Origin of the sequence: Arthrobacter sp., assembly GCF_031179385.1 — a bacterium.
In the GTDB taxonomy this organism is placed as follows: domain Bacteria; phylum Actinomycetota; class Actinomycetes; order Actinomycetales; family Micrococcaceae; genus Arthrobacter_D.
On sequence record NZ_JAPSHV010000042.1, the window covers coordinates 1 to 11,824 of the forward strand.

At 65.5% G+C, this 11,824-nt stretch carries 7 protein-coding genes; 5 read left to right on the forward strand and 2 right to left on the reverse strand.

Annotation, left to right across the window (positions count from 1 at the left end; all coding sequences use genetic code 11):
• The 4 genes from RIF85_RS07985 to RIF85_RS08000 all read left to right on the forward strand — a co-directional run.
• Positions 1-4,182: FtsK/SpoIIIE domain-containing protein (locus RIF85_RS07985; protein WP_309071380.1), on the forward strand; the 4,182-nt coding region annotated here is incomplete at its 5' end.
• Positions 4,183-4,373: 191 nt separating this feature from the next.
• Positions 4,374-4,643, forward strand: a complete 270-nt coding sequence (locus RIF85_RS07990) for a WXG100 family type VII secretion target (protein WP_026544706.1) — start codon at positions 4,374-4,376, stop codon at positions 4,641-4,643.
• A gap of 153 nt (positions 4,644-4,796) precedes the next feature.
• Positions 4,797-6,953 carry an NAD-dependent DNA ligase LigA gene (ligA, locus tag RIF85_RS07995; protein ID WP_375164401.1) on the forward strand — a complete coding sequence of 719 codons (2,157 nt, stop codon included), beginning with the start codon at positions 4,797-4,799 and terminating at the stop codon, positions 6,951-6,953.
• Entirely contained in the window at positions 6,950-7,789 is an 840-nt protein-coding gene (locus RIF85_RS08000) for an inositol monophosphatase family protein (RefSeq protein WP_309071381.1), read from the forward strand. The genes ligA and RIF85_RS08000 overlap by 4 nt, the downstream gene beginning before the upstream one ends.
• A 49-nt stretch (positions 7,790-7,838) precedes the next feature.
• Here the strand turns inward: RIF85_RS08000 and RIF85_RS08005 are convergent, their stop codons facing one another.
• Both RIF85_RS08005 and RIF85_RS08010 read right to left on the reverse strand, forming a co-directional pair.
• A complete protein-coding gene (locus RIF85_RS08005; RefSeq protein WP_309071382.1) occupies positions 7,839-8,501 on the reverse strand; it encodes a response regulator in 663 nt (220 codons plus the stop codon).
• Positions 8,491-10,221 carry a sensor histidine kinase gene (locus RIF85_RS08010; protein ID WP_309071383.1) on the reverse strand — a complete coding sequence of 577 codons (1,731 nt, stop codon included), beginning with the start codon at positions 10,219-10,221 and terminating at the stop codon, positions 8,491-8,493. Before RIF85_RS08010 ends, RIF85_RS08005 begins: the two co-directional genes overlap by 11 nt.
• Before the next feature lie 191 nt (positions 10,222-10,412).
• On the opposite strand from RIF85_RS08010, the gene RIF85_RS08015 reads away from it, so the two are divergent.
• On the forward strand, positions 10,413-11,824 hold a 1,412-nt coding region (locus RIF85_RS08015; protein ID WP_309071384.1), incomplete at its 3' end, for an SLC13 family permease.

An 11,824-nucleotide genomic window follows, 5' to 3' on the forward strand; every position in this document is an offset into this window, starting at 1 on the left:
ATCAGCCGCGTCAGCGACCAGTTCAACGTGCCGGGCCAGGACCGCGGGCCGGCTGTTGCCACGCTGCGGGTGCTGTCAGGGCCGGATGCGGGCAAGGAGTTCTCACTGCCCGCCGGCGCCAGCTACCTGGGCCGCGACCGCAACTGTGACATCAGGTTTTCCGACCCGATGATGTCCAAACGGCACGCGCGAATCAACGTTGCGGACGGTATCGAGATCATCGACACCAACTCGGCCAACGGGCTGCTCATGGACGGTACAAGAGTGGCGCGTACTGCCCTGACTTCGGCAGACGAGGTCACGCTCGGCGACACCACCCTTGCCGTGGTGCCGCTGACCCGCTCCTATTCTGCGGATCCGACCAATCCGGTGATCGAGTTCAACCGGTCGCCGCGGGTGGTGCCCGCCTTCGACGAAAAGCCCAAGCAGCTCCCGGCCGGACCGCGCAGACCCAACCCCATGCGCTTCCCGTATCTGCTCCTGATCGCGCCTATCCTGTTAGGCGCCATCATGTTCTCCATCACGCGCAGCCCGTTCAGCCTCATCTTCATCCTGATGATGCCGATGATCCTGGTGGGCAGTTACCTCGACCAGCGGATCAACGCCAAGCGAACGTTCCGTGAAGCCGTGGCTCAGTTCCGTGATTCCATGGCGTTCTTCCGCAGCGATATTGAGCGGACCAGGAAGGTTGAGCGGGCGGTCCGGCATGCCGAAGCACCCTCCGTGGCGGACACGGTCGACGCCATCTACAAGCTGGGCCCCCTCCTGTGGACCCACCGGCCGGAGCATGACTTCTTCCTGACGATGCGCTTCGGCACCGGCCGCGCGCCGTCACGAATCGAGCTGTCCGAACCTGCCGGATCCGACACCCTCCCTGAATTCTCCGAAGAGATTCGCGACGCAGCGGAGGAATACGGCTACATCGACGATGTGCCGATTGTCGCCAACCTCCGCCTGTCCGGTGCGCTGGGCGTCGCCGGGGCACGCGGGGTCGTGGACGACGTCGCACGCGGACTGGTGGTGCAGGCCATCGGTCTGCACTCGCCGGCAGAGCTGGCAGTGGTCGCCCTGACCTCGGTCCAGTCGAAGGAGCGCTGGAGCTGGCTGCAGTGGCTGCCGCACACCGGATCCGTGCACAGCCCGCTGACGGGGGACCACCTTGCCGCCGGACCCGCAGCAGCCGGCCTGCTGCTGTCACGGCTCGAGGATCTGGTGTCCGTCCGGGCAGCTGAACGGTCCGGCGTCGCGCTGCGTGGCCGCCTGGACCCACGGAAGGAACTGAACTACCCGGTCCCGGTCACGCCGTCGGTGCTGGTGATCGTCGAGGACGACGTCACGGCGGACCGCGCCCGCCTGACCCGTATCGCAGAAGCCGGGGCAGACGTGGGTGTCCATGTCCTCTGGATCGCCGGCACGGTGGCCGCGCTGCCCGCAGCATGCCGCGACTTCCTCTTCGTCGACGGCGATGCGGCGAATGTCAGCGGCCAGGTACGGCTCGGAGAACTGTCGACGCCGGTCAGCTGCGAGAGCGTGGACCTTGAGCTGGCGGGGCAGCTGGCTCGGATGCTGACTCCCGTCGTCGACGTCGGAAAGCCCGTTGAGGACGACTCCGATCTTCCACGCGCGGTCTCCTACGTCACCCTTGCGGGCCACGAACTGGTGGAGGCGACGACGGCGGTCGCGGACCGCTGGACCGAAAACAATTCGGTTGCGTCCCGCGCCGTGCCCAACCGCAAGCATCAGGGCTCGCTGCGTGCCCTGGTGGGTTCAAAGGGCGTCGAGCCGATGTACCTGGACCTGAAGACGGAAGGGCCGCACGCCCTCGTCGGCGGAACGACGGGCGCGGGCAAGTCTGAGTTCCTGCAGTCCTGGGTGCTCGGCATGGCCGCCGCCTACAGCCCTGACCGACTCTCCTTCCTCTTCGTTGACTACAAGGGTGGGGCGGCGTTCGCGGACTGCGTGAAGCTGCCGCATACCGTTGGCCTGGTCACCGACCTGTCGCCGCACCTGGTGCGCCGCGCACTGACCTCCCTACGGGCGGAACTGCACTACCGGGAGCATCTGTTCAACCGCAAGAAGGCCAAGGACCTGCTCGCCATGGAGCGCGACGCCGACCCTGAAACACCGCCGTCACTGGTGATCGTGGTCGATGAGTTCGCTGCCCTCGCACGGGAGGTGCCCGAGTTCGTCGACGGCGTGGTGGACATCGCAGCCCGTGGCCGGTCACTTGGTCTCCATCTGATCCTGGCCACGCAGCGGCCCTCCGGCGTCATCAAGGACAACCTGCGCGCCAACACGAATCTCCGCATCGCGCTTCGCATGGCGGACACGGACGACTCCCAGGACATCCTCGGTACGCCGATGGCCGCCTACTTCAGCCCGTCGATTCCTGGGCGCGGTGCGGCGAAGACCGGCCCCGGCCGTATCCAGAGCTTCCAGACCGGTTACGCCGGAGGCTGGACCACCCGGGCGCCGGCGCGCCCACGGATCGACGTCGTCGAGATGAACTTCGGCTCGGGCACCCGTTGGGAGTCTGCAGGGGATGAGGTTGTCGCTGAGCCCGGCGGCCCTAATGACATCGCCCGGATCGTGGGCAATGTTTCCCAGGCTGCACTGGAACTGGGCATCAAGCCTCCGCGTAAGCCGTGGCTTGCTGAACTAGCGGAAGCCTATGACTTCTCGAAGCTGCCGAACCCCCGAACGGACGAGTCGCTGCTGCTTGGAGTGGTGGACGACCCGGAGCACCAGGCGCAGCCCACCGTTTTCTACCAGCCCGACGTCGACGGCAACCTCGCGATCCTTGGATCCGGCGGCTCAGGCAAGTCGACGGCGTTGCGGACGCTGGCAATCGGTTCAGCCGTCACCGTGCGCGGCGGTCCGGTGCAGGTGTACGGGATCGACTGCGCCTCGAACGGCCTCCAGATGCTCGGCCAGCTGCCGCACGTCGGCGCGGTGCTCGATGGCGATGATTCCGAGCGGATCGGCCGGCTGCTCCGCTACCTGCGTGGCGTCATCAACGAGCGTTCCGACCGGTTCGCCGAGGTCCGGGCGGGAACCATTACGGAGTACCGTCGGCTGGCCAACCGTCCGGAGGAACCGCGGATCCTGCTTCTTGTTGACGGCATTACCACTTTCCGTGAGAACTACGAGTTCAAGGGGCGCGAGCGCCACTTCGAACTGTTCCAGCAGATTGCGACGGACGGCCGTCCCATGGGCGTGCACATTGTCGTGACCGGAGAGCGCACCAACTCCCTCCCGCCGTCGTTGGCGGCCTCGATCAGCAGGCGGATCATCCTACGCATGGCGGGGAAGGACGACTACTCGACGCTGGGCGTGCCCCGTGACGTACTCTCCAGCTCGTCGCCTCCCGGGCGTGGATTGCTTGACGGGCTCGAGGTGCAGCTTGCGGTCTTCGGGGGCAACGCCAACCTCGAACTGCAAGCGCGCGAGGTGGAACGCATGCGCGACGCCATGCTGCGCCAGGGTGTTCCGCAGGCGCCGGGCGTCCTCAGCCTGCCCGAGTCGATCGACCTCGACGTGCTGCCCGCGGCTGAGACGGGCTCGGCGGTCATTGGTGTTGATGACTTCAACCTTGAGCCCGCCGCGGTCTCCGCTACGGGTGCGTTCATGGTGTCGGGTCCGCCGGGGTCGGGACGCACGGTGGCGCTGGTGACTCTGGCTGCGGCACTGCAAAAGTCCTCGCCGCATGTGAAACGGATCTATCTCGGGGCGCGGCGCTCCACGGTTGCATCACTCGGTCTGTGGGACGAGGCGTACGCCACCGCTGCCCTGGTGCAGCCGGAACTGGCGAGGCTCACCACGCTGGTCGATGGTCCGGAAGGTTCGGTCGCGTTCTTCATCGAGGGCCTGACCGAGTTCACCGATTCGTTGGCGGAACTGGAACTGTCCTCGCTGGTGAAGACGGCTGTGAAGTCGGGTCAGTGGGTGGTCGGCGAGGCGGAGACGTCCACCTGGTCCAGCGCCTGGAACCTGTCCGGTCCATTCAAGTCCGGCAGGCGGGGACTGCTGCTCAACCCGAACGAGCTCGACGGCGACACGCTGCTGAACACGTCGCTGGGCAGAACTGCGGGTAACCGCTTCATACCGGGACGCGGCTACGTTGTCGGTCGGGGCAAGGCATACAAGCTACAGGTCGCCACAACCATGGGCGGCCTGGACTGACACAACGGTCCGGCGCCCGGACGGGTAGTGCTCCTTGGGTAGAGCTCCTTGGGGAGCGGTCCCCATCGACACCTCTCGACGGGCTTGGATAGGTTGTAGTCAGTCGCCCAAACGGGGAGCCCGCGAGGGACATCCCGGAAGGGCAGGGCGGTTCCGGAAATGCCGGACCGCCACAACGAAAGGTGGGGACAATGAGCAACGTTACACACGGTAATAACCCGGAGCAGATGGGACAGCTGGCACAGCTGCTTACCCAGAAGTCCGAAGAACTGAACCAGACCGCCAACCAGCTGACCCAGCAGCTCGGCAACACCGCCTGGGTCGGCCCGGACTCCGAGCGCTTCCGCGGCGAGTGGGAAACCCACCGCGCGCAGCTGACCCAGATTGCAGCACAGCTGCAGGAAGTCAGCGCGACCGTACAGCGCAACCGCCAGGATCAGGAAGCCACCTCGAACGCGTAGGTTTCCCGGTACGGCAGAACGGTCCGCAGCTTCGGCTGCGGGCCGTTCCCTCGTTAACGCCCGCAACTGTCGGTGGTCTGGGGCAAGATAGGAACCGTGGCCACAGTGAACCAACACGCCGATGAGCAGTCCGAAGAACGTTCCGAGGTTGAGCTGCCCGCCGATGAGGTGCCGGCAGACTCGCTCAAGGAGGAGTACGCCCGGCTCGTGGAGGAGGTGAGGCGCCACCGCTTTGCGTACTACAACGAAAACGCACCGGTTATCTCGGACGCCGAGTTCGACGTGCTTTTTCGCAGGCTCGAACAGATCGAGGCCGAACACCCGGAACTGATCTCGAATGATTCGCCCACCCAGGAAGTCGGCGGCGATGTGTCCGCGGCCTTCGCGCCGGTCCAGCACCTGCAGCGCATGTACAGCCTGGAGGATGTTTTCTCCACCCAGGAGCTGGAGACATGGGTCCGGCGGGCGGAAGCAGGCATCCAGTCCCAACGTCCGGGCAGCACGGTCTCCTGGCTCACCGAGCTGAAGATCGACGGACTCGCCGTCAACCTGCTCTACCGCAACGGTGAGCTGGTGCGGGCGGCCACCCGGGGGGATGGCGCAACGGGCGAGGACATCACGCACAACGTGCTCACCATCAAGACCATCCCGCGCAAGCTCAACGGATCCAACCATCCTGCGGAGGTCGAAATCCGCGGCGAGGTGTTCTTCCCCTCGAAGGAATTCGCCCAGCTCAACGAGTCCATGGTCGAGGCAGGCAAGGCCCCCTTCGCCAATCCCCGCAACGCTGCAGCGGGTTCACTCCGGCAGAAGGATCCCGCGCTCACGGCCCAGCGGCCGCTGGACATGTATGTGCACGGCATCGGTGCCCGTGAGGGGCTGGAATCCGAAAGTCAGTCCGAGACGTATGGCCTGCTTGAGCAGTGGGGGCTGCCCGTGTCGCCCTACTTCAAGGTGTTCGGATCCTATGAGGAGGTCCTCGACTTCATTGAGCACTACGGCGAGCACCGGCATGACCTATTGCATGAGATCGACGGCATTGTGGTCAAGGTGGACAGCTTCGCGCTCCAGCGCGCGCTCGGCCACACCTCGCGCGTGCCACGATGGGCTGTGGCGTACAAGTACCCGCCCGAGGAAGTGAACACCAAGCTCCTGGACATCCGCGTCAACGTCGGGCGGACCGGACGCGTCACACCATTCGGGCTGATGACTCCGGTCAAGGTGGCCGGTTCCACAGTGGAGATGGCCACGCTGCACAACCAGGAGGTTGTAAAGGCCAAGGGAGTCCTCATCGGTGACATCGTCGTGCTGCGCAAAGCCGGTGACGTTATCCCCGAGATTGTCGGCCCTGTAGTTGCGCTGCGGGCCCAACAGGATCCGCCGCCCTACGAATTCGTGATGCCAACGGTGTGCCCGTCCTGCGGCACGCCGCTGGCGCCTGCGAAAGAGGGCGACGTCGACATTCGGTGTCCCAATGCCAAATCCTGCCCGTCGCAGCTGAGGGAGCGCGTGTTCCACGTCGCCGGCAGGGGTGCGTTCGACATCGAGGCGCTCGGTTGGGAAGCGGCCATTGCACTCACCCAGCCTGCCGAACCTGCCGTGCCTCCGCTGACCACCGAAGCCGACCTCTTCCGACTGACTCCTGAGAAGCTCGCCGATGTGCGGATAGTCCGTGACAAGAAGGTCAAGGGCGTTGTGAACGGGCAGGAGCTGGTGCCGTACTTCTACACGAGGGGCAGCGCCAAGAAACCCTCCGAACCCACGGCCACCACACGGAAGCTTTTTGTGGAACTGGAGAAGGCCAAGTCCCAGCCGCTGTGGCGTGTACTGGTTGCGTTGTCCATCCGCCATGTGGGGCCGACGGCTTCACGGGCTCTGGCCACCGCATTCGGATCGATGGAGAGGATCCGCAGTGCCAGCGAGGAAGAACTCGCCAACGTCGACGGCGTTGGACCCACCATCGCCGCAGCACTGAAGGAATGGTTCGCTGAAGACTGGCACTGCGAGATCGTCGATCGATGGGCTGAGGACGGGGTCCGGATGGCCGACGAGGTGGACGAGTCCATGCCCCGCACGCTGGAGGGGCTCACCGTCGTCGTCACCGGGTCGCTGGAGGGGTTCAGCCGTGACGAAGCGAAGGAAGCAATCATCCAGCGCGGGGGCAAGGCATCCGGTTCGGTATCGAAGAACACCAGCTACGTCGTGGCCGGGGAAAATGCCGGGACCAAATTGGACAAGGCAGAGCAGCTGGGGCTGACCATTCTCGATGAAGACGGTTTCCGAAGGCTCCTGGAGGAAGGAACCGTATGAGCGCCAGCCCTGCCGAACTGCTTCACGTCGCGCTGCAAGCCGCTGAAGCCGGTGCCCAGGTGCTGCAGAGGCGCGGTAACGGCGTCCTTGAAGCCGAGAACAAGAGTTCTGACAGTGACTGGGTTACTGCTTTTGACACCGCTGCCGAACGGGCCGTCCGTGATGTGATCTGGCGTTCCCGACCGCATGATGCGATTACGGGCGAGGAGTTCGGAACCACGGTTCCGGAAGGCCAGGCGTCCGGGATCCGGTGGTCCGTCGACCCGCTGGACGGCACCACCAATTTCATCCGCAACATTGTTTACTACGCCACGTCGGTAGCGGCGGTTGACAGCGGGGGAGAGTGGCTGGCCGGCGTGGTTCACGCGCCGGCGCTGGACCGGGTCTACTGGGCCTCGAAGGGCCAGGGCGCCTGGGTGCGGGAACGCGGACAGGTGCGCGAGTTGCACGGACCTGTTGCAGGACGCGCAGGCGCCATCGTGGGTAGTGGGTTCAGCTACCACCCCGGGCAACGGACGCACCAACTCGGGGAGCTCGGCGAACTCGTCGCGGGCCACGGGGACCTGAGGAGGATCGGGTCGGCGGCCCTTGACCTCTGCATGGTCGCCGATGGAACGCTGGACGCCTACATCGAGCGTGGACTGAATGAACACGACTGGGCGGCCGCTGCGCTCATCGCGGAGGAGGCCGGGGCCGTCGTTCGCCGTCCCGTCCTGACGTCGGCACTGGATGGCGGACCGGATGAGCACGAACGGTTCTCGGCGTTCACTGCGGCTGGTTCGCAGGCCATAGTAGAGCGTGCCGCGGAGCTCGAGGCGCGGTCCGCCGCTTACTGACCGAGGATCCTTCGACTGCAGGTCGTGCAGGTCATGCAGGTCATGCAGGTCATGCAGGCGGCAGGCTGTAGCGGTGCTCCGGCCTGCCCGTCGTCCCGTAGCGCAGCTGGATTTCCACCGCGCCGTCGTCCGCCAGCGAGGACAGATACCGCTGCGCGGTGGCCCGCGATACGCCTACCCGGTTGGCGACCTCCGCGGCGGAGTACTGCTCGTCCGGAACGAAGGAATCCAGGACCGCTGCCTCCGTGGCTGATCGGGGTTTAGACGACGGAGTGACGTCGCCCGGGATCAGCGATCGCTTGGCGCGTTCCACGGCATCCTGGTCCAGTGCCCCCGGCTGAGACAGAAGGCGGCGGTACCTGGCGTACGACCGCAGCTGCTGTGAGAGGGATTCGGCAGTGAACGGCTTCAAGAGGTAGCCGAGCGCGCCGCGGCGGAAGGCGGCGCTGACGGAGGCAGGGTCGGAGGCTGCGCTCAGAATCACGGTGTCCACGTCCAGCTGCTGGAGTAGGTCGAGTCCGGAGGCATCGGGCAGGTAGACGTCAAGCAGCACCAGGTCCGGACGGAGGCTGTGGACCGACTGCAGCGCCAGCGATGCTGTTCCCACCGGGGCCAGCGCCAGGAACCCGGCCACCGAATCCACGTACGCGGCGTGCAGTTTGGCCACGTGGAAGTCGTCATCGACTATCAGCACACGGAAGTCATCGGCCATGATCGTCCTTTCCTGCTCCATCGTTCCCCCGTGAATCCTTCGCCGCCGCGGTCGTGCCGGGCAGGGAAGCCATAAAGACCGCTCCCGGCCCGCCGGGCGTACCGGGCTCAAGCAACCGGACGTCCCCGCCGCGGCGCCGTGCCAGCTGGCGCACCAGCGCAAGCCCGAACCCCTGGCCGCCGCCGGCACGGACGGGGCCGGAAACTGTAGTGAAGCCTTCGGCAAAGATTGCCTCGGTGTCGGTTCCCGGCGCCAGCCCGTCTCCCGAGTCGGCAACCACCACATGAAGTGTCCCCCCGTCGTCGCCCGGTTCATCCATCACTTCCACCTCAACCCAGCGGGGGGTTCCTGTTCCGGCCACAGCGGCATTGACGGCGTTGTCAATCAGGTTGCCTAGAACCGTTGTGACGTCCTGCGCAGCTGTGACCTGCCCTCGGACCAGTGTTTCCGGCCCAATGCGCAAGGCAACGCCGCGCTCGTCGGCCTCAACCCCTTTTGCGCCCACGAAGGCCTGCAGATATGGGTCCTGAAGAAGTTCGGCCTGGTCTACCGGGAACTTCAGAGGCCCCGTCGCTGCCAACCGCGCCAGGTACTCGCGGGCCTGCTGGTGCTGACCGATGCTCATGAACCCGGCGATGGTGTGGAGCTGGTTGGCGAACTCGTGCCGCTGGGCGCGCAACGCAGTGGACATGGTTCCCACCGCGTCCAGCTGCCGGGTAAGTTGCTGCAGCTCCGTGCGGTCCCGCAGCATGAGCACCCATCCCAGGTCCTCGCGCCGATGAAGGGCCTTGCGGGCGCTGGCGACCAGTACGCGCTCACCGGCTACAAGCTCGACAGCGGAAGGGGAAGCGGAACCGGCGCCCGGCTCTGTCAGGGCCTTGAGCTGATCCGGGACGGGCGCGTCCTCCCACCGCGTTCCTGCCAGGTCCTCCTGCCCCAGTAGCCGCTGTGCTGCTGCGTTGAAGACGCTGATTCTCCCGTCCGCGGAAACACCGATCACGCCCTCGTCCACACCCTGAAGCACAGCCACCTGGTCATGGACCAGGGTGCTGATCTCCTCGGGTTCCAGACCCAGGGTGAGTCGGCGCAGCCGCCGACGCAGCAGGAAGGAGCCAAGCACGCCGGCCAACAGGGCGCCGGCGGCAGTCAGGGCAACTGGTCCCACGTCCTGGGCTACGCTCTGGCTCACGGTCTCCATGGAGTAGCCGACGCTGACCTCTCCAACCACGGCTGAGCTGTCGGGGGCGTAGACAGGAACTTTGGCTCCGGCGGAAGGCCCCAGTGTGCCTGTGTTGCGGGTGGTGACCTCGCGCCCTGCCAGGGCCTCGGTGGGATCGGTACTGACTTGCTCCCCGAGCCGCGCAGGATCGGGATGGGCGAGGCGAAGCCCGGTGTCGTCGGTGATGACCACGAACAACGCTCCGGTCCGTGTACGGGCTGCTTCCGCGGTGGCCATCAGGGGGCCGGCGGCCAGCTGGGCGGCCGGAGGGGTCCCCTCCTGTCGGCTGATGGCCAGCACGTCCGCCCTGACGGACGGATCCGACGCCACCGTCCTGGCAAGGGTTAGCGCCTGGGCCTCCGCCTCGTCGCCCGCCCGCTCATAGGTCAGCCAGGCGTGGACGGCGGCGCTGAGCAGGACCACGAGCAATACCACCGCCAGCTGCAGCAGGAGTGTCTGGGTGGAGAACCGCAGCGCGGGGCGCGGGCTGGGACGCGGCACGGTCCTCCTTGAAGTGGGTGGCGGGCGATCGGACGTGGCGCCCTTCGGTGGGTGAGCACAATGAGCAAAATGCTCGCAACAAGCAGTATGTCAATCAATTCAACCAAAGGCACTGCCGTGACGGCGGTCACCCTACAGTCTGTATCACGCGTCACATTGCTGTGCCGCTGTTCACACAGAAGGAGCCGGCCGTGCTGGTAATACTTGGATTCGCGATGATCGCGGTGTTCATGGTGCTGATCATGACGAAGAAGTTGTCGCCGGTGCTGGCGCTGATCATCGTCCCCACAATTTTCGGTCTTTTCGCAGGTGCAGGCCTTGGCATCGGCGAGATGGTCATGGAATCGATGAAGTCGATGACCTCAACAGCAGCCCTGTTGATGTTCGCCATCATCTATTTCGGTTTGATGATCGACGTCGGCCTCTTTGACCCGCTGGTTCGCTTCATCCTTCGGAAACTGGGCAATGATCCCGCCAAAGTGGTCCTCGGTACCGCGCTCCTCGCTGCCGCAGTATCTCTTGACGGTGACGGCTCCACGACCTTTATCCTCACCACCGCCGCTATGCTGCCGATCTACCTTCGGCTGAAGATGAGCCCTGTGGTGCTGACCTGTGTGGCCGGCCTCGCCAACGGCACGATGAACATCGTGCCCTGGGGTGGACCGACCGCCCGGGCAGCCACCGCACTCAACATCGACGTCAACGATGTCTTCGTTCCGATGCTGCCCTCCCTCCTTGGCGGCATCGCCCTGGTTCTTGCCTTCGCCTGGATGCTCGGCATCCAGGAGCGCAACCGTCTCCGCGCCACGCAGCCCGAGCTCTGGGGAGCGCCTGACACGTTCGACGGCGGTGCCCCCGCCGGCCGTTCCGGTGTCGGCGGTTCGTACGCGGGCCGCGGACGTCCGGGAACCAACCCCGGGGGAGCGGCTCCCGCCGTCGGTGGTTCTTCCGTCGCTGTACTGGAAGGTACCGAGCCTGTAGCGGATGACCGCGATAACGCTCTGGCGGGCACCTCCCTGGACCCGAACCGCAGTACCCTCCGTCCGAAGCTGCAGTGGTTCAACCTTGCGCTCACCGTCGCAGTAATGGGCATGCTCATCGCCGACCTTGTACCCCTGCCGTACGTCTTCATGGTGGGCTCCGCGATTGCTCTGTTGGTGAACTTTCCCCACGTCAAGGACCAGAGCGCGCAACTTGTTGCCCACGCGCCGTCGGTCGTTGCAGTAGTCAGCATGGTCATGGCGGCCGCGGTCCTGACCGGCGTCCTGACGGGTACCGGCATGGTCGAGGCAATGTCCGCCTGGCTGGTGCAGATCATCCCGTCCAGCATGGGCCCCTTCCTGGCAGTCATCACCGGCGTCCTCAGCATCCCCATGACGTTTTTCATGAGCAACGACGCCTTTTACTTCGGTGTACTGCCAGTTCTCAGCGAGACCGCAGGTCACTACGGGATCAGTGCCGCTGAAATGGCACGCGCTTCGATTACCGGGCAGCCCTTCCACATGCAGAGCCCCCTCGTCCCAGCGATCCTCCTCCTCGTGTCGCTGGCCAAGGTTGATCTGGGGGACCACCACAAGAAGGTTCTGTGGCGCAGCGCCGTTGT